This window comes from Planomonospora algeriensis (assembly GCF_977012225.1).
Genome location: NZ_CDRNDK010000089.1, coordinates 1 through 18,114, shown reverse-complemented (window position 1 = coordinate 18,114; position 18,114 = coordinate 1). Strand labels below are relative to the sequence as shown.

The 18,114-nt window shown below is 71.8% G+C and carries 15 protein-coding genes; 10 read left to right on the top strand and 5 right to left on the bottom strand.

The genetic code is table 11. From position 1 onward, the window contains the following. A partial coding sequence (locus ACWJ6R_RS12515) for a quaternary amine ABC transporter ATP-binding protein (RefSeq protein ID WP_449062381.1) occupies positions 1 to 1,048 on the bottom strand: 1,048 nt, incomplete at its 3' end. Positions 1,049 to 1,424: 376 nt separating this feature from the next. Here ACWJ6R_RS12515 and ACWJ6R_RS12510 point away from each other — a divergent pair. From ACWJ6R_RS12510 to ACWJ6R_RS12500, 3 genes are all read left to right on the top strand, one after another. Continuing rightward, positions 1,425 to 2,996 (top strand): nitrate- and nitrite sensing domain-containing protein, encoded by a 1,572-nt coding sequence (locus ACWJ6R_RS12510; protein ID WP_449062380.1) that lies wholly within the window; start codon positions 1,425 to 1,427, stop codon positions 2,994 to 2,996. After that, positions 2,942 to 4,294 carry an ATP-binding protein gene (locus tag ACWJ6R_RS12505; protein WP_449062382.1) on the top strand — a complete coding sequence of 451 codons (1,353 nt, stop codon included), beginning with the start codon at positions 2,942 to 2,944 and terminating at the stop codon, positions 4,292 to 4,294. Before ACWJ6R_RS12510 ends, ACWJ6R_RS12505 begins: the two co-directional genes overlap by 55 nt. 227 nt (positions 4,295 to 4,521) lie before the next feature. Beyond that, complete coding sequence (locus tag ACWJ6R_RS12500) at positions 4,522 to 4,845, top strand: DUF742 domain-containing protein (RefSeq protein ID WP_268245611.1); 324 nt, start codon at positions 4,522 to 4,524, stop codon at positions 4,843 to 4,845. Between the two features lie 572 nt (positions 4,846 to 5,417). Here ACWJ6R_RS12500 and ACWJ6R_RS12495 read toward each other — a convergent pair. The 3 genes from ACWJ6R_RS12495 to ACWJ6R_RS12485 form a co-directional block, all read right to left on the bottom strand. Beyond that, positions 5,418 to 5,981: a DUF3800 domain-containing protein gene (locus ACWJ6R_RS12495; protein ID WP_449062379.1), complete on the bottom strand. Its 564-nt coding sequence runs from the start codon at positions 5,979 to 5,981 to the stop codon at positions 5,418 to 5,420. A gap of 449 nt (positions 5,982 to 6,430) precedes the next feature. Beyond that, positions 6,431 to 7,387 (bottom strand): SIS domain-containing protein, encoded by a 957-nt coding sequence (locus tag ACWJ6R_RS12490; RefSeq protein ID WP_449062378.1) that lies wholly within the window; start codon positions 7,385 to 7,387, stop codon positions 6,431 to 6,433. A gap of 68 nt (positions 7,388 to 7,455) precedes the next feature. Continuing rightward, the gene (locus ACWJ6R_RS12485) at positions 7,456 to 8,628 is read right to left on the bottom strand and encodes a hypothetical protein (RefSeq protein WP_449062377.1); all 1,173 of its coding nucleotides are present in this window, start codon (positions 8,626 to 8,628) and stop codon (positions 7,456 to 7,458) included. Positions 8,629 to 8,758: 130 nt separating this feature from the next. On the opposite strand from ACWJ6R_RS12485, the gene ACWJ6R_RS12480 reads away from it, so the two are divergent. The 4 genes from ACWJ6R_RS12480 to ACWJ6R_RS12465 are packed head-to-tail and all read left to right on the top strand — an operon-like array spanning position 8,759 to position 12,591. Further along, positions 8,759 to 9,886 (top strand): polyamine ABC transporter substrate-binding protein, encoded by a 1,128-nt coding sequence (locus ACWJ6R_RS12480; RefSeq protein WP_449062376.1) that lies wholly within the window; start codon positions 8,759 to 8,761, stop codon positions 9,884 to 9,886. After that, positions 9,883 to 10,761 carry an ABC transporter permease gene (locus ACWJ6R_RS12475; protein WP_449062375.1) on the top strand — a complete coding sequence of 293 codons (879 nt, stop codon included), beginning with the start codon at positions 9,883 to 9,885 and terminating at the stop codon, positions 10,759 to 10,761. The genes ACWJ6R_RS12480 and ACWJ6R_RS12475 overlap by 4 nt, the downstream gene beginning before the upstream one ends. Next, on the top strand, positions 10,754 to 11,527 hold the full coding sequence (locus ACWJ6R_RS12470; RefSeq protein WP_449062374.1) for an ABC transporter permease: 774 nt from the start codon (positions 10,754 to 10,756) through the stop codon (positions 11,525 to 11,527). The genes ACWJ6R_RS12475 and ACWJ6R_RS12470 overlap by 8 nt, the downstream gene beginning before the upstream one ends. Continuing rightward, on the top strand, positions 11,527 to 12,591 hold the full coding sequence (locus ACWJ6R_RS12465; protein WP_449062373.1) for an ABC transporter ATP-binding protein: 1,065 nt from the start codon (positions 11,527 to 11,529) through the stop codon (positions 12,589 to 12,591). Before ACWJ6R_RS12470 ends, ACWJ6R_RS12465 begins: the two co-directional genes overlap by 1 nt. On the opposite strand, the gene ACWJ6R_RS12460 is transcribed toward ACWJ6R_RS12465, so the two are convergent. Continuing rightward, positions 12,560 to 13,138: a TetR/AcrR family transcriptional regulator gene (locus ACWJ6R_RS12460; protein WP_449062372.1), complete on the bottom strand. Its 579-nt coding sequence runs from the start codon at positions 13,136 to 13,138 to the stop codon at positions 12,560 to 12,562. The two genes, ACWJ6R_RS12465 and ACWJ6R_RS12460, sit on opposite strands and share 32 nt — an antisense overlap. A gap of 155 nt (positions 13,139 to 13,293) precedes the next feature. On the opposite strand from ACWJ6R_RS12460, the gene ACWJ6R_RS12455 reads away from it, so the two are divergent. The 3 genes from ACWJ6R_RS12455 to ACWJ6R_RS12445 all read left to right on the top strand — a co-directional run. Continuing rightward, positions 13,294 to 14,571, top strand: coding sequence for a glycosyltransferase (locus tag ACWJ6R_RS12455; RefSeq protein ID WP_449062371.1), 1,278 nt, complete (start codon positions 13,294 to 13,296; stop codon positions 14,569 to 14,571). Between the two features lie 29 nt (positions 14,572 to 14,600). Further along, positions 14,601 to 16,007 carry an aminobutyraldehyde dehydrogenase gene (locus tag ACWJ6R_RS12450; protein ID WP_449062370.1) on the top strand — a complete coding sequence of 469 codons (1,407 nt, stop codon included), beginning with the start codon at positions 14,601 to 14,603 and terminating at the stop codon, positions 16,005 to 16,007. 134 nt (positions 16,008 to 16,141) lie between these two features. Beyond that, positions 16,142 to 18,114: sensor histidine kinase (locus ACWJ6R_RS12445; protein WP_449062369.1), on the top strand; the 1,973-nt coding region annotated here is incomplete at its 3' end.

The window sequence follows — 18,114 nt, the reverse complement described above, 5'->3', positions numbered from 1 at the left end:
GGAGCTCACGAGGCGGCTCCGGGGCGCCCGCCAGGGCGGACAGGACGTCGCGGCGGTCGACCACGCCGATCGGCCGGCCGTCGGCGACGACGCGGACCGGCAGGTCGGAGTCCAGTACGGCGGGCACCGCGTCACGGATGATCGTCCCGGCGGGGAGCGCGGCCTCCCCAGGCCGCTCACCGTCGGCGGGGTCGCGGCAGATCCAGCGCAGCGACAGGACGTCGCCGCGGGGGACGTCCCTGACGAAGTCGGCCACGTACGCGTCGGCGGGGGAGCCGACCAGTTCCTCGGCGGTGCCGATCTGGACGATCGCGCCCGCGCGCATGATGGCGATGCGCTCGCCCAGTTTGAGGGCCTCGGCCAGGTCGTGGGTGATGAACAGCATGGTGGTGCCGACCTCGCGGTGCAGGCGGACGACCTCGGCCTGCATGTCGCGGCGGATCAGCGGGTCGAGCGCGCTGAACGGTTCGTCGAAGAGCAGCACCTCCGGGCCGGTGGCCAGGGCGCGGGCCAGGCCGACGCGCTGCTGCATACCGCCGGAGAGCCGGTCGGGCAGGGTCTCGGCGAAGCCGTCCAGACCGACCAGGGCGAGCATCTCCCGCGCCCGCTCGTACCTTCTCGCGCGGGGGACGCCCTGGATCTCCAGACCGTAGGCGACGTTGTCGAGGACCCTGCGGTGCGGCAGCAGGCCGAAGTGCTGGAAGACCATGCTGACCCGGTGCCGGCGCAGGTCCCGGAGCCGGGCGGGGGAGGCGGCGCGCACGTCCTCGCCGGCGAGGGAGATCTCCCCGGCGGTCGGCTCGACCAGCCGGGTGAGGCAGCGCACCAGGGTGGACTTGCCGCTGCCGGACAGGCCCATCACGACGAACACCTCGCCGGGCCGCACCGTGAAGGCGACGTCCCGCACGGCGGCGACGCAGCCGGTCCTCTCCCGGAGCGCGACGGGGTCCAGACCGGCGTCGGGACCGCCGAGAACGCGGTCCGCCCGGGGGCCGAAGATCTTCCACAGGCCACGAACCTCGATCGCGGCGCCGTCGGGTGAGGCCACTTTCTCCTCCAAAGCTCACCGCTCGGATGCGGATGAGGCTAGGGGCGCAAGGGGTCACGATATGGCGGAAATATCGGGAATCACAATGCTGTGATCTTCTGGAGATCCTCGCGCTCCTGATGTGTTATCCCGGACGCCGTGATTTGGAACGATACAAACGGCCATATCGGTATGACAAATACTTAATTTCGATATCGGGTGTCCGAATGGAGAGTCCGGAGTGAAATTGGAGCTCCAGGTTCTCGCCTCTCTTGTCTCATGAGTGAGCATTTGTGTGGCTATGGTCGGTGGCCTTGACTGGTTGAGATGTGCTCGAATAGCCGAGAACCATGGCAAATTCGGCCAGCGCGTTCGTCCACCGAGAGGGCAGCGGTCGGTGAGTACACAGAAGACCCGGGACGGCGGATTCCGTCTGCGCAACTGGCGGGTGCGTTCCAGGCTGATCGCGCTCATCCTGGTGCCGACCGCCGCCGCGGTGCTGCTGGGAGGCGTGCAGGTCTTCGGCTCCGTGCGCGCCGCGGCCGAATACCAGCGCGTCAACGACCTGGCCAGGCTCTCCGACCACATCGGCGCCCTCACCCACGAACTGGCCGCCGAACGCGACCGCACGGCCTGGTTCATCGCCCTGGGCCGGCCGAAGCGCGGCGAGCAGGGCGTGCGCGACCAGGTGAACGCCGTGGACGGCGCGGCCGTGCGGGTGCGCGAGAGCGGGGCCCTGCTGCGGGAGGCGGTCGGCGGCCGCACCGGGGATGAGATCGAGGCCGCGCTGGCCCGCCTGGACGACCTGGCGCAGCTGCGACGGCAGGCGCTGGAGGAGGCGCTGCTGCCCGACGCCGCGATCGACGCCTACAGCCTGGTCATCGCCGACCTGCTCTCCCTCCACGACGAGCTGGGCAAGGGCAGCTCCGACGACCTGCTGTTCGGCCAGTCCCTCACCCTGGACGCGCTCGCCAGGGCCAAGGAGAGCCTCTCGCTTCAGCGGGGGCTGCTCTCGGTGGTCCTGGTCGCCGGACGGTTCGAACAGGAGCAGATGGAGCGGTTCCTCGGCGCGCTGGCCTCCGAGCAGAGCGAGCGCCGGGCGTTCGCCGCCGAGGCCGGAGTCGCCGAACGGCGCTTCTTCGACGAGACCGTCAACGGCGGCGGCGCCGACCGGGCCGGGTTCCTGCGGGAGCTGGTCCTGCTCCGCGCCGCCTCCGGAGCCCCGCTCCAGGGCCTGGACCTGGCGCGGAAGGACGACGCCGGGCAGTGGTACGAGGCGGTGTCGGCGACGATCGACCGGATGCGCGCCGTCGAGGATCGGCACGCCCGGCAGATCGTCGCCCGCAGCGGGGAACTCGGCGACGCCGAACGGAACCGGGCCCTGCTGGCCGCAGGATCGGTCGCCGGGCTGCTGCTGGCCGTACTGCTGATCACCAGCGGGGTGGCGCGCTCGCTGGTCCGGCCGCTGCGGCGGCTCCGCCGGGAGGCCCTGGAGGTCGCCGGCGAACGGCTGCCGCAGTACGTCCAGCGGGTGCGGGAGTCGCGCGACGGCGAACTCGGCGAACTCGCGGTGGAGGTGCCCCGATCGGGGTCCTGTCCCGCGACGAGATCGGCGAGGTGGCCCGGGCCTTCGACGAGGTCCACCGGGAGGCCGTACGGCTGGCGGGCGACGAGGCGAAGCTGCGCCACACGGTCAACGCGATGTTCGTCAACCTCTCCCGCCGGAGCCAGACGCTGGTGGAGCGCCAGCTCACCCTGGTGGAGCGGCTGGAGCGCGGCGAACGCGACGACCGCCGCCTGGCCGACCTGTTCAAGCTCGACCACCTGGCCACCCGCATGCGCCGCAACAGCGAGAACCTGCTCGTCCTGGCCGGGCAGGAGGTGGCGCGCCGCTGGCGCAACCCGGTCGAGGTCATGGACGTCGTCCGCGCCGCGCTCTCGGAGGTGGAGAACTACGACCGGGTGGTGACCCGCGTCCAGTCCGAGGTGGCCGTCGCCGGGCCCGCGGTGAGCGACGTGGTGCACCTGCTCGCCGAACTGGTGGAGAACGCCCTGTCGTTCTCGCCGGGCGAGACCGAGGTCGTCGTCTCCAGCAGCCGGATCGACGGCGGCGGCGTGATGGTCTCGGTGACCGACCAGGGCATCGGCATGACGGCGGAGGAACTCGCCGAGGTCAACCGGCGTCTGGCCGACCCGCAGCCGGCCGACGCCTCGGTGGCCCGGCGCATGGGCCTGTTCGTGGTCGGCCGCCTGGCGCTCAAGCACGGCATCAGGGTCCGGCTCCGGCCCCAGGAGTCCGGCCTGACCGCCATGGTGCTCCTCCCGGAGGACCTCCTCGCCGCCCTGCCCGGCGCGTCCCCCGCCGCACCGGCCCAGGCGTCCCCGTTCGACCTGGCGAGCCGTTCCTTCCCGTCCTTCCCGGCCTTCCCCGAGGCGCGCCCCGCCGCGGGACCGGACCAGGGCCGGGCCCGCCCCCTGGCACCGTCCGCCCTGTCGGCTCCCCTGCCTGCGGGGGTGACGGCGGTGCCGCCGCAGACCCGGCCGTCCGGGCCGGACGTGTGGAGCCCACCCGCCCGCACCGGTCCGCCCGGTCCGTCTGAATCACCCGGTCCGTCCGATCCGTCCGGGTTGCCCGGGTCGCCAGGTGAGTTCCCTTCGCCGCCCCGCACCGGTCTTCCCGGCGGGTTCCCCCCGCCGTCCCCGGGGCCACTCGACCCCCTCGGCGCTTCGAGCCCGGCCGCCGGGGACGGGCCGCTGCCGGGGACGGGCACCTCGCCTCTGGACGCCGGGGACGAGTACCTGCCGATCTTCGCCTCGGTCGAGTCCGGCTGGTTCCGCACGGGCACCCTCGAACCCCTGCGCAGGACCGGACTCGCGAACGGGGAGCCCGCCTCCGCCGGAGAACCCGGTGGGGAGCCGCTCCCGGCCGCACCGGGGCAGGACTGGTCGTCCCCGGCCGACAGCGGCTGGCAGGCGGCGCGGGTCGTGAGCGAACCCGCACACGGCGGACTGACCACCTCGGGGCTGCCCAAACGGACACCCAAGGCCAACCTGGTCCCCGGCTCTGTGTCCGCCTCCCCGGCGCAGGCCCCGGCGGGCCTGCGCCCGCAGAGCCCGCCGTACTCCTCCGGGCCCCGGTCGCAGCCGCCCGCCCAGCCGGCGCGACCCGCCGCGCCCCTGTCCGCCGAGCGGGTGCGCGACCGGATGGCGAGCTTCCAGCAGGGCGTGCGCCGGGCCCGCAACGAACTCCCGAACCGGGAGAGCTGAGCCATGACCGATCCCTACTGGAACGACCCCCGCGGCCCCGGCTACGGGCCCCCGTCCGGCCGGGATACGGCCCGGCGTACGGCGAGGAGCACGGCGGAGGCGGAGAGTACGGCCGGCCCCCGTCCGGCCCGGGGTACGGCCCGGCGTACGGCGAGGAGCACGGCGGAGGGTACGGCCCGGACTCCGGGGCGGGGTACGGCCCGCCGCAGGAGGAAGAGGAGAGCTCGCTGGTGCGCATGTACGCCGTCACCGGCGGCCGGACCGCTCCCCGCACCCGGCTCGCGATGGAGGCGCTGGTCTCCTCGGCGACCTCCGGCCGGCTGGGGCTCTCCTTCACCCGGGAGTACCGCGCGATCAGCGAGCTGTGCCGCCAGGTCCGCTCGGTCGCGGAGATCTCCGCGCTGCTGGGCATCCCCCTGGGCGTCGCCCGGGTGCTCATCGCCGACATGGAGTCCGAGGGACTGGTCCGGGTCTACCATCCCCAGGTCCAGGAGAGCGGCCCCGGCCGCGACCTCCTCGAACGCGTCCTCGGCGGTCTCCGCCGCCTCTGACCTTCGGCGGTCCGGCCGACACTCCGTGCGGTGGCTGGTCATCGGGCGCACGGGGGCGGGCCGGTGGTCCTGGCGGCCGTCGCAGCCGGGCTCTGGTGGTTTCCGGCCTCCGGCCTGGGCTCGGGCGCGCGGGGTCCGGTGCTTTATACGCCGCCAGGACCACCGGCCCGCCCCCGTGCCCGGCTGCCGCACCGTACCGATGCGGGCCGTAGCGTCTCGCTCTCCGGCCGCCCGGTGTGCTCATCGCCGCTGAAGCGATCCGTCCGGGACCGTTCAGGGCGTGGCCGCCGTAGCTGAAGCCACCCTGGCGGAAAGGAGCTCAGGGCCGAGCACCGCAGCGTGTGTTTCGGGTAGGTAGCGGACTGGCAGGCGGCGTGGAGCACGTGTTCGCCCTGCCTCGGCTTTCCCGATGGAATCGGCGGCCAGGCGCTGGACCTTCAGTCATGGCCGAACGCGCTTGCCTGATCACGCCTGGTGAGGCACACTGGACAGTGCCGCGCCCCCGGTGGGTGTTGGAAGTGAGGCCGGGCCTCCCGATGGAATCGGGCGTCCGGCCTTCGCGCTGTCTGCCCTCAGTCGAGGCCGATCATGCTGACCTTCTCGCCCAGAAGATCGAAACAGGCCGCATGCCCGTCCAGCCACCACGTTGTGGCCCCCACAACGGCATCGGCGGCCCACAGGAGCGGCTCCTCGTAGGAGGACTGCCATATGACCGTCAGGTTCTTCGATACGGTACGCGCCTTGCGGGCTCCCATCAGAAGCAGAAGGTCCAAATGGTCCTTGTCGGGGGCGCGACTCTCGATGTAGGCCATCGAGACTCCGGTCTGATCGAGTTCGACGAGCAATCGTTCCAGGCACTTCCGGCGGGCTCGTTCGGTCTTGGTCTCTCTGTCGTGGAGATAGACCGTGACGATTCCCTGTATCGGCATCTTTGTGATCCGTCCGGTGATGGAGAGTTGTCGCGCAGGAGGCTCATCCCGCCAGTGCAAGCGAGGGTTCTTGCCTAGGCGGAGGGACTCCAGTTCTGCGCGGACGGTCCCGTGGTCGGCGGAGTCGATGATCGCGGCGGCCATCGCGTAGACACTGTCGTCATGAGGCCGTCGACGGAGGCTCTCGTCGATATAGGCGGTAAGCACCGTGTAAAGATACCGACACGTAACGTTAGAAATCCCAGGATCGGCCTGGAGGAACGACCCTGAGCTCCTTCCCGACGGTATGGCCGCAGGCGACGGCGGGAGACCCTGAGCCGGACCCGCGTGATCGCTTCAGCGTCGGAGTGACCACAGAGCGGCCGGAAAGAGAGCGACTACGGTCTGCGCTGGCACGGCGGTGCAGCAGTGCACGGAGGCGGGCCGGTGGTCCTGGCGGCGTATAAAGCACCGCACCCCGCGCGCCCGCCAGGCCGGAGGCCTGACTCCACCAGGGCTCAGCTGAGACGGCCGGCAGGACCACCGGCCCGCCGCAGTGCTCACCGAGGCCAGCCACCACCGGCCACCGGCCTGCCGCAGTGCGCGCGCACCGGCTCCGGCCACCGCAGGGAGCGAGGGACCCGGCCACGGCGGGGGATCCGGTCAGAATCGTGCGGTCAGGGGAGCCACCAGTGGGCGGCGACGAGTTCGCAGACGAGGGTCTCGGTCAGCAGGGCCACGTCCGGGTCGTCGTCGTGGCGGTAGCGGACGGAGGCGGCGGCGCCGGGGACGTCGCCGCCGACGGCCAGGACGGTGGAGCCGCGTTCGCGGATCCAGTCCATGGCCTGCCCGTCGTAGCGGGAGCCGGGGAACAGCACGGCCCGGTAGTCGAGGGTCTTGGTGAGGTAGACGTCGACGTGCGCCCAGTCGCCGGTCTCGCAGGCGTCGGCGGCCCGGCGGGGGCCCTCGCGGAACATCAGGGCGGACTGCTCGGCGGACGACAGCCGCTCGGCCGGGGCGATCGTGTAGACGCCGGCGGGGCCGTCCAGCAGGGCCATGGCGGGCTCCAGCCATTCGCCGCGCCGGTCCAGCAGGTCGGCCGTGGCCTCCGCGCTCCGGCGCAGCAGCGCGGGCACGTCCGGGCCCGCGCCGGTGAGGCGGTGGTTCAGGGCCAGCAGCAGCGCGAGCGTGTGCTGGAAGGTACGGCAGGCGACGCCGCCCCGCTCCTCGCCCGCGAGCATCGGCACGACCAGGTCGGCGCCCTCGGTGATCGGCGAGCCGGGCCGCTCGGTCACCGCGGCCACGAAGGACCGGCCCCGGTGCCGGGCGACCGCGTCCAGGGTCTCGCGGCTGCCGCCGGTGGCGGAGACGGCCACGACCAGGGTCTTCGGGTCGGCCGGGTAGGAGATCGAGGCCGAGGCGTACTCGGCGGCGGCGTCGATCCCGGCGGCGCGCAGGCGGAGCGCGGCCATCCCGGCGGCATAGCGGGAGCTGCCCATGCCGAGGAGGAGGACCCGCCGGATGCCCTCGGGCGGGAGCGCCCCGAACGGGTCGCCGGCCTCCAGGGCGTCGGCCAGGCCGGCCAGGGCGGCGGGCTTGGCCTCCAGGTCGGCGAGGTACAGCTCGGGGTCCACGTCGTCTCCTTGGTCGATGAGGGCCGGGTCGGGGCAGGCCGGGCCGGTGCCTGTCGTGCGGCGGGTGGTCAGCGGTACCAGGAGCGCAGGACGCCCATGGGGGCGTAGCGCCAGCGGGGCAGGTGGCGGGCGGCGTAGACGAGTTCGCGGCACTCCTGTTCGAGCGCGAACGCGTGCAGCAGCCCGTCGTGGAGCAGGTGGGCGTGCCCGCGTTCGCGCAGGCGACCGGTGTAGGCGTCCCGCAGGGAGAGGGTCGCCCGCACCGCCCACCGCGCGGTCGCGGCGGGGTCGGCGCCCCGGCGCCGGATCGCGATCTGCCCGGCGTGCTCCAGGCTGGTGGACAGCTGGGCGAGGTCGCGGGCGGCCGGCTGGTAGGGGTCGGCGTCGGAGACCGTCGGGTTGCCGTCGAAGTCGACCACGGCGTAGCCGCCGGGCCAGCGGAGGATCTGGCCGACGTGCAGGTCGCCGTGGATGCGGATCAGCGGGCCCGAGTCGTGGCCGGTCAGGACCTGGAACCTCTCCGCCATGAGGCCCGCGCGGGCGGCCAGCCACTCGCCGTCCTCGCCGTCGGTCAGCTCCAGCGCCTCGCGGAGCGCCGCGTCGGCACGGGCGGCCCACGGGCCCGGTGGGCGTGCGTCCGGTCCCGGGTCGCCGGGCCGATCGGGACTTCCGCTCCCCGGGCTGTGGGCGAACGGCCGTTCACGCCCGTCGGGCGGGAGCCGTACCGGGTCGGGGAAGGCCGCCGACGGGGTGGCCAGGGCGACGTGCAGGTCGGCGGCGAGCGCGCCCAGGTCGGCGGTGAAGTCCGTACGGCCCGCGGCGGCCTCGTCCACGCACCACTCCCAGCCGTCCCGGGCTTCCGGCAGGTAGGCCGTCACCAGGGCGAAGAGCTCGCCGTCGCGGGTGAGCGCCGCGTAGGGCGCGGCCGTGGCGGTGAAACCGACCGCCGACAGGTGGGCGAACATCTCGGGAGCCGGCTGGGGGAGCGGGGCGGGAGGTGTGAGCCATTTCACTACGACGGTCTCGCCGACGACCACCGAATGGTTGGTCTGGTCGACGTCGAACCCCCGTTCAACCGCTCCGGCGGGCAGGGCGGGCAGCGGGTGGAAGCGGGTGACGCCGTACGGTGCGGGAACGTGCCACGCCAGGGCGGACAGCAGCTCGGCGGTCCGGCCGTCACCGGCTCGGGGGAGGGTGTCGAGCCGCTCCCATATTGAAGGTCCGTTCAGCAAACAGATCAAGCTTCCACGTGGTGATGTCGCGATCAGTGTTGCTCAAGTTGATGTTGCCTGCAACACTCCTGCTTTGGTCTGTCACGTCCGAAACGACCGAACCACCCTCATACATCTGAATTATGAAGGAGTAGCGGCTGTGTCCCGTTCCCGGTACACCCGTCGTCTTCCGGCCGCCGCAGTGGCCGCCGGTCTCGCGCTCGCACTCTCGGCGTGCGGCGGGGAGGCCGCCGACACCGCCGCGTCCCCCGCAGCCAGCGCCGCCGTCGACCAGCTCGACCCCAACGCCGACCTGTCGAAGCAGAGCCTCACGGTGACCGTCTGGGACGGCTACACGCCGAAGGAGCTGCCCCAGGAGATCAAGAGCAAACTCAAGTTCGACCTGAAGGTCACGCTGCACGACACCAACGAGATCGCGATGGCGAAGCTCACCTCGGGTGCCGACACCGGCATCGACGTGGCCTTCGTCTCCGGGCAGTACGCCCAGGCGCTCAACGAGGCCGGCCTGCTGGAGCCGCTCCACCCCGAGCTGATCCCGAACCTGGCCAACCTCTACCCCGAGGCCAAGGAGCTGGCCTACGACAAGGGCAACACCTTCTCCGTCCCCTACACCTGGGGCACCACCGGCATCTGCTACCGGGAAGACCTGGTGAAGGCGACGCCGTCCAGCTGGAACGACATCCTCGACCCGCCCGCCGAGGCCAAGAAGAAGGTCACCATGATGACCACCGAGCGCTGGCTGGCCCTGCCCGCCATCAAGGCGCTCGGCTACTCGGTCAACACCCGCAGCGACGAGGAGCTGGCCAAGGTCAAGGAGAAGCTGCTCGCGGCCAAGCCGAACCTGCTCGCCTACGACGACACGACCTTCGGCGACCGCCTGAAGAGCGGCGAGGCCGTCATGGTCGAGGCGTGGGACGGCTGGTGCCCGACCTCCGAGAAGAACATCAAGTTCGTGGTCCCCGAGGAGGGCAGCGACCTCTGGGTGGACACGATGGTCATCCTGAAGTCCTCCAAGAACAAGGAGGCCGCGCACGCGTTCATCAACCACATCCTGGACCCGAAGGTGCACGGCTGGGCCGCCTCGAACATCCTGTACAAGGTGCCGAACAAGGCCGCGATGGACATCGTCGACGCCGACCTGAAGGCGCAGAACACGCCGCTGCAGATGAGCCCGGCGGACCTGCTCCAGGGTGAGTCGATCATCGACCTGGGCGAGGACTCGGCCAAGTTCACCCGCCTGGCGACCGAGGTCGCGGCGAAGCAGTGACCGGTTCCACCGTCGTCTCCGGCGCGGCCGCGGCATCGCGGTCGCGCCGGTCGCGCGCGCTGGGGCGGCTGGTCTTCCTCGGGCCCGGCCTCGCCTACCTGGTCGCGTTCCTGCTGATCCCGCTGGCGCTGCTGCTCAGCTACACGGTGTTCCGCCGGGGCCGGTTCGGCGGCGTCGTCTACGAGGTGACGGGGGAGAACTTCACCCGGCTGCTGGACCCGCTCTACCTCGACGTCGTGCTCGGTTCGCTGAAGCTGGCCACGATCGCCACGGTGATCGCCCTGCTCGCCGGGTACCCGACGGCGTACCTGATCGCCCGGCTGCCCCGCCGGTGGAAGACGGTCGCGCTGGTCGCGATCGTGCTGCCGTTCTGGACGAACTTCCTGGTCCGCGTCTACGCCTGGATCGTGCTGCTGAGCGGTCCCGGCCTGCTCAACGGCGCGCTGGAGAAGATCGGCCTGGGCCCGTACGAGCTGCTCTACGGCCAGGGCGCGATCGTCATCGGCCTGGTCTACGCCGAACTGCCGCTGATGGTGCTTCCGCTCTACGCCGCGATCGAGAGGCTCGACCCGCAGCTCCGCGAGGCCTCGGCCAATCTCGGCGCCTCGCCGGCGCGCACCTTCTTCTCGGTGACGCTCCCGCTGACCATGCCGGGTGTGCTCACCGGCTGCCTGTTCGTCTTCGTGCCGAGCTTCGGCAACTTCATCGTCCCCGAACTGCTCGGCGGCGGGCGCTCGATCATGGTCGGCAACCTGATCAGGGACCAGTTCCTCAAGGCGCGCGACTGGCCGTTCGGCGCCACGCTGGTGCTGGCACTGCTCGCCGTGCTGCTCGTCCTGCTGCTGGCACAGGCCTGGAGCTCCCGCCGTGCGTAAGCCCCGACTGCTGTACGTGCCCTTCTGGGCGACCTACCTCTTCCTGTACGCGCCGATCGTGGTGCTGGTCGCCATGTCGTTCAACTCCGGCGGCTCGCCGTACTCCTTCGACGGCTTCAGCCTCAAGTGGTACGGCGAGCTGGCCGGCAACGCCGAGATCCGCCAGGGCCTGGTCAACACGCTGATCGTGGCCGCCGGGGCCACGGCCCTGTCGACGGTGCTCGGCACGCTGCTGGCGGTGGGCATGGCCCGGTACAGCAGGTCGAAGCTGCTGGACGCGATCGGCGTGCTGCCGGTCGTGCTGCCGGACCTGGTGGCCGGCATCGGCCTGCTGATGTTCTACGTCTGGGTGAAGATGGCGCTGGGCCTGCACTCGGTGCTGCTGGCGCACACGGTGTTCGGCATGGCGCTCGTGGCCGCGGTGGTCCGCACCCGGCTCACCCACGCCGACACCTCGCTGGAGGAGGCCTCGCGCGACCTGGGCGCGACCCCGGTGACCACCTTCTTCCGGATCACCCTGCCCCAGCTCGCGCCGGGCGTCGCCGCGGGCGCGCTGCTGGTGTTCACGCTCTCCGTCGACGAGTTCGTCATCGCGTTCTTCACCTCGGCGCCGACCGAGCCGACCCTGCCCATCGTCATCTACTCAATGGTCCGCTTCGGGGTCACCCCGGAGATCAACGCGCTGGCCACCGTGCTGCTCGCGGTGAGCTTCACCGTGGTGATCGCGGCCCAGCGGATGACCCGACTGACGGAGTCCCTTTCCTGATGCTGCAGATCACCGGTGTCAGCCGCCGCTTCGGAGACGTCACGGCGCTGTCGGACGTCTCCCTGGAGATCCGCCAGGGTGAGTTCTTCGCGCTGCTCGGCCCGAGCGGCTGCGGCAAGACCACGCTGCTGCGGATCCTGGCCGGGTTCGAGTCGCCGGACGCCGGCTCCGTCACCCTCGACGGGGCCGACCTGCTGGGCCGGCCCGCGCACCGCCGCCCGGTCAACCTGATGTTCCAGTCCTACGCGCTCTTCCCGCACATGACCGTGGCCAAGAACGTCGCCTACGGCCTGGAGCGGGAGCGGCTGCCGAAGGCGGAGGTCCGCGCCCGGGTCGGCGAGGTGCTGGAGAAGGTGGGCCTGACCGAGACGGCCGGGCGCAGGCCGCAGCAGCTCTCCGGCGGCCAGCGGCAGCGGGTCGCGCTGGCCCGCGCGATCGTCAAGCGGCCGCGGCTGCTCCTGCTCGACGAGCCGCTGTCCGCGCTGGACAAGCAGGTGCGGGCGGAGATGCAGCTGGAGCTCAAGCGGCTCCAGCACGAGGTCGGCATCACCTTCGTCGTGGTCACCCACGACCAGGAGGAGGCCATGTCGCTGGCCGACCGGATCGCGGTCTTCAACGCGGGCCGGGTGGAGCAGGTGGACGAGCCGGTCACGCTCTACGAGCGGCCGCGCACCCCGTTCGTCGCCGGGTTCGTCGGTGCGGGCAACCTCTTCCCGGGCCGGGCGTGCGCGGTCGGCCTGGCCGCCGACGGCCTCGGCGTGCTGCCCGGCTCCTCCGACCTGCCCGACGGCACGTCCGCGCTGCTGGCCGTACGGCCGGAGCGGGTACGGCTGGCGCCCGAGAGCGCGGAGGGCGCGGGCACGCTGCGGGGCGAGGTGGCGGACGTGAGCTTCTACGGCGGCGTCTCGCACGTCTCGGTCACCGTGCCCGGCTGCGAGCGGCCGGTCCTGGCGGCCGTCCAGGGCGCCACCCGGGCCGGCCGGGCACGCGGGTGGCGCTGTCCTGGGCGCCCGAGGACGGGGTCCTGGTGCCTCAGTGAGACGTCTTCAGCGGGTTGCCCGTGACCGTCCGGGCGTAGGCCAGGATCAGGTCCGCCGCCTCCTCCGGGCCGATCACCGGGTGGCGGGCCGTTATGCGGTAACCGTACGCGTCCTCCAGCGCGACGAGGTTGCGCGCGATGACCAGGGAGTCGTCGGCCAGCGTGAAGGTCCCCAGGGCGCTGCCGGTCTCCAGGACGCTCTGGTACATCGAGACCTGCCGGTCGTAGAGGGTGGTGAGCAGCAGGGCGTACATCCGGTTGCGCGAGGCGGCGCCGCCGAGCTCGTTGAGCAGGCGCACGTCCGGATCGTCGGGGCCGTGCGGCAGGCCGGAGCGGATGGTCACGACGAGCTTCTCGGCAGGGTCGCGCATGCCGCTGATCCGCTTGAGGCGCAGCTCGTAGAAGCGCTCCATCCCGGCGTGGTGGGCGTCCACCAGCAGTTCGCCGAGGTTGGGGTAGTGGTAGAGCACCGCGCCGGAGGTCAGTCCCGCCTCCTCGGCGACGTGGTTGAGGCCGACGCCGTCGGTGCCGTGCCGGATGATCGCCCGGCGCGCCGCGTCGATGAGATCCACCCGTCGGTCCGACCGGCTCTTGCGCGCCATATTTCCCCGTTCGTCACCCATGATTTATGCCGGGGTCCATAGTGACCGCTGTCCGGCATTTCCGCTAGATCAAGATTTAAACCAGTATTCACCAGATTCCAAGACCCCTGATCTCGGAGGACACGATGGCTCTTACGATCCTGTTCATGCCGGAGAGCGCCTACGGGCCGACGAACAACTGCATCGGCATCGGCGACATTCTTCGTAAGCGCGGCCACCGGGTCGTTTTCGCTGCTGAAGCCTCGTGGAAGGGGAAATTGACGGCGCTCGGCTTCGAGGAGGACCTGGTCGACCTCGCCCCGCCGTCGGAGGAGGAGCAGGACGCCGGGCAGTTCTGGAAGGACTTCATCCGCGACACCGCGCCGGAGTACCGCAAGTCCACCGCCGAGCAGCTGGAGACGGTGACCAAGCCGATCTGGGACGCGCTCATCGACGGCGCGAAGTACTGCGAGCCGCGACTCAAGGAGATCATCGAGCGGGTCAAGCCGGACGTCATCGTCGAGGACAACGTCATCGCCTTCCCGGCGCTGGTGACCGCGGGCAAGCCGTTCGTCCGCATCGTCTCCTGCAACCCGCTGGAGGTCCGCGGCGAGGGCGTGGCGCCGGTCTTCTCCGGCCTGCCCGCCGACGACCGCTCCGAGTGGGACGCCTTCCGCGCCGAGTACGACCGGACCCACCGCGAGATCTGGACCGCCTTCAACGAGTGGGTCGTCGAGCAGGGCGCCCCCGCCCTGCCGGACCTGGACTTCATCCACTCCGGCGACCTGAACCTCTACGTCTTCCCGGAGATCGCCGACTACACCGACGCCCGGCCGCTGGGCCCGAGCTGGCACCGCCTGGACTCCTCGGTCCGCGAGACCGACGAGGAGTTCGAGCTGCCGGAGGCGCTGAAGGGCGGCGAGGGGTCGCTGGTCTACTTCTCGCTCGGCTCGCTCGGCTCGGCCGACGTGGAGCTCATGCAGCGGGTGATCGACGTGCTGGCCACCACCCCGCACCGCTACATCGTCTCCAAGGGCCCGCTGCACGAGGAGATCAAGCTCGCCGGCAACATGTGGGGCGCGGAGTTCCTGCCGCAGACGAAGATCCTGCCGCTGGTGGACCTGGTCATCACGCACGGCGGCAACAACACCGTCACCGAGGCGCTGCACTTCGGCAAGCCGATGATCCTGCTGCCCCTGTTCTGGGACCAGTACGACAACGCCCAGCGCGTCCACGAGCTCGGCTACGGCGTGCGCCTGTCCACCTACGGCTTCACCGACGCCGAGCTGACCGGGGCGGTGGAGCGGCTGCTGGGCGACACCGCCCTGCGCGGGAAGCTGGCCGCCGCCGGCGAGGAGATCCGCCGGCGGGACGGCCTGCGCCGCGCCGCCGACCTGATCGAGCGGGCCGGCACCGGGGCCTGACGGCCGACCACACCTACCAGGGACGTTCCATGGGCATTCTGATCAACCCGGCGACGGGCGAGCCGCTGCGCGAGACGGCCGACACCCCGGTCGAGCAGGTGGCGGCGGCCGTACGGCGGGCGCGGGCGGCCTTCGCGGAGTGGGGCTCGGCGACCCCGGCCGAGCGGGCGCGGGTGATGCTGCGCTTCGCCGACCTCGTCGAGGCCGACGCCGAGGAGCTGACCCGGCTGGAGGTCGCCGAGACGGGCAAGCCCGCGGCGGTCTTCCGCGACGGCGAGCTGCCCTTCGCGGTCGACAACCTCCGCTTCTTCGCCGGGGCGGCCCGCTCGCTGGACGGCACCGGAGCGGGGGTGCTCAGCGCCGGCTACACCTCGGTGCTGGTCCGCCGCCCGGTCGGCGTCGTCGCCTCGATCACGCCCTGGAACTTCCCCCTGGTGATGGCGGTCTGGAAGGCCGGGCCCGCGCTCGCCGCGGGCAACGCGGTGGTGATCAAGCCCGCGCCGCGGACGCCGGGCAGCACGCTGCGCCTGGCCGAGCTGTTCGCGGCGGCCGGCGCGCCCGACGGGCTGCTGCAGGTGGTCCTCGGCGACGCCGAGGTCGGTGGGGCGCTGGTGGACGACCCGGGTGTGGACATGGTGAGCGTCACCGGCTCCACCGAGACCGGCCGCGCCGTCATGCGCGGGGCGGCCGGCTCGCTGAAGCGGGTCCACCTGGAACTCGGCGGCAAGGCCCCGGCCCTGGTCTTCGGCGACGCGGACCTGGCCGAGATGGCCCGGGGCGTGGCGATGGGCGCGACCTACAACACCGGCCAGGACTGCACCGCCGCCACCCGCGTCTACATCTCCCGTGAGGTCTACGACGAGGCCGTCGAAGCGCTTCGTGCGACGCTGGAGCGGATCAGGCCGGGCGACCCCTGGGACCCGGCGACCGACATCGGCCCGCTGATCTCCGCCGGACACCGGGACCGGGTGCACGGCTTCGTCGAGCGCGCGGTGGCCGAGGGCGCCTCGGTGCTCTGCGGGGGCGCCCCGGCCGGGGGGCCCGGCTTCCACTACCCGCCGACGCTGATCGCCGGAGCCCGCCAGGACAGTGAGATCGTCCAGGGGGAGCTCTTCGGGCCGGTGCTGGTCGCGCTGCCGTTCGACGGGGAGGACGAGGCGGTGCGGCTGGCCAACGACACCCCCTACGGCCTGGCCTCCTCGGTCTGGTCGGCCGACGTCGCCCGGGCGCTGCGCGTCTCGCACCGCCTCGACGTGGGGGTGACCTGGGTCAACGACCATCTGCCGATCGCCTCGGAGGCGCCGCACGGCGGGGTCAAGGGCAGCGGCTTCGGCAAGGACATGAGCCAGGAGGCGGTCCAGGAGTACTCCGTGACGCGCCACCTCATGATCAAGCATCAGGCGCCGGAGGCGAGGGATTCCTTCCGGCCTGCCTGAAACTATGGGCGATAAGTGCCCGAATATCCCATTTATAGGGATTTATCGATAGTTACGCCATTCGTAGTGACGATAAAGGATGTGCTCAAATTGCTTCCGCCGCTTCCCTACTCGGCGAGGGGTTACCTAGGCCAGTGAAGACACAAGACCGCCGGAGCCACCGGGCGGTGGGAGTGATCGGCAGCCTCCTGCCCGCGAACTGGCGCGTGCGTCCCCGTCTGGTCGCGCTGATCCTGCTCCCGACCGTGGCGGCCGTGCTGCTGACCGGGCTCCAGCTGACCACCGCGCTGTCCACGGCGACGGAGTACCGGCGGATGTCCGAGGTCGCCTCGCTCGTCGAGCGGCTCGGCGTCCTCTCCCACGAGATGGCCCTCGAACGCGACCTCACCGCCTGGTTCATCGCCGACCAGCGCCGGCCCGCGCGCCTGGTCAAGGTCAGGGAGCAGCGCGAGGCCGTCGACCGGAGCATCACCGAGACGCTGAAGGCGGTGGCGGCCATCAGCGGCGAGCACGCCACCCGCGTCCGGACCGAGGCCTCCCAGATCCGCCGCTGGCTGCACGGCCTGCCCGGCCTGCGCCGGCTCATCACCGAGGGCGGCGTGCTCCCGCGTGCGGCCCTCGGCATGTACTCGCGGATGATCGCCGACTTCGTCACCCTCCACGACGACCTCGGCCGCAGCGGCGGCGACGAGCGCCTGACCGGTGACTCGCTGGCGCTGGGCGCGCTGTCCCGGGCCAAGGAGCAGGTGGCCAGGCAGCGGGGCATCCTCCTGGTCGCCCGCCTCGAAGGCGGCTTCGACTTCGACGACCCCGCCGACTTCCTGGGCGCCTACCGCAGCCAGGTGAGCGAGGTGGCGGCCTTCCAGGCGACCGCGAGCGCGGCGCAGAACCGGCGCTTCCGCGAGCTGGTCGGCGGCCCCGAGGTCGACCGGGCCGACGCCACCCGCGCCCTGGTCATGTCCCGCATGCGGGAGAACCGGAGCCTGGGCACCGTGGGCATCCGCAGCTGGTTCGACTCCTCCTCCGCGATCGTGGACGGCATGCGGACGGTCGAGCGTGAGATGGCCGCCGCGGTGGTCGCGCGCAGCCAGGAGCTGGAGGGCGCCGAGCGGCGCAGCGCCATGATCTCCGGTGGCGCGATCCTGGTCCTGCTGGTGCTGATCCTGCTCATCACCGCCTGGGTCGCGGGCACGCTGGTCCGCCCGCTGCGCCGGCTGCGCAGTGAGGCGCTGGAGGTGGCCGGCAGCAAGCTGCCCGAGACCGTCCGCGTGCTGCGCGAGTCCGGAGACCTGGCCCCGAACATCGAGGTGCCCTCCATCGGCGTGCTCTCCCGCGACGAGATCGGGGAAGTGGCGCGGGCCTTCGACGAGGTCCACCGCGAGGCCATCCGGCTGGCGGGCGACGAGGCCCGGCTGCGGGCCAACGTCAACGCGATGTTCGTCAACCTCTCCCGGCGCACCCAGTCGCTGGTGGAGCGCCAGATCGACCTCATCGACGACCTGGAGCAGGGCGAGCAGGACGACGACCGGCTGGCCAGCCTCTTCAAACTCGACCACCTGGCCACCCGCATGCGCCGCAACTCCGAGAACCTCCTGGTCCTCGCGGGCCAGGAGCAGAGCCGCCGGTGGAGCGAGCCGGTCCCGCTCGGCGACGTCGTGCGGGCCTCGCTCTCGGAGGTCGAGAACTACGAGCGGGTGACCCTCCGGGTCGAGGCCGGCACACTGATCATCGGCCAGGCCGTCAACGACATCGTCCACCTGATCGCGGAGCTCGTGGAGAACGCGATCTTCTTCTCGCCGCAGGACACCAAGATCACGGTGACCAGCAACGGCAACGAGATGGGCAGCGTCGTGCTGGCGGTCACCGACTCCGGCATCGGCATGAGCGACGAGGAGCTGGCCGAGGCCAACCGGCGGCTGGCCGAGCCGCCCGCGGTGGACCTGTCGGTCTCCCGCCGGATGGGCCTGTTCGTGGTCGGCCGCCTGGCACTGCGCCACGGCATCCGCGTCCAGCTCCGCCGTCCCGAGGCCGGCGGCCTCAGCGCCGTCGTCCTGCTCCCTCCCCAGGTGGTGGCCCAGTCCATGCGGCCCGACCCGGCGGCCCTGGC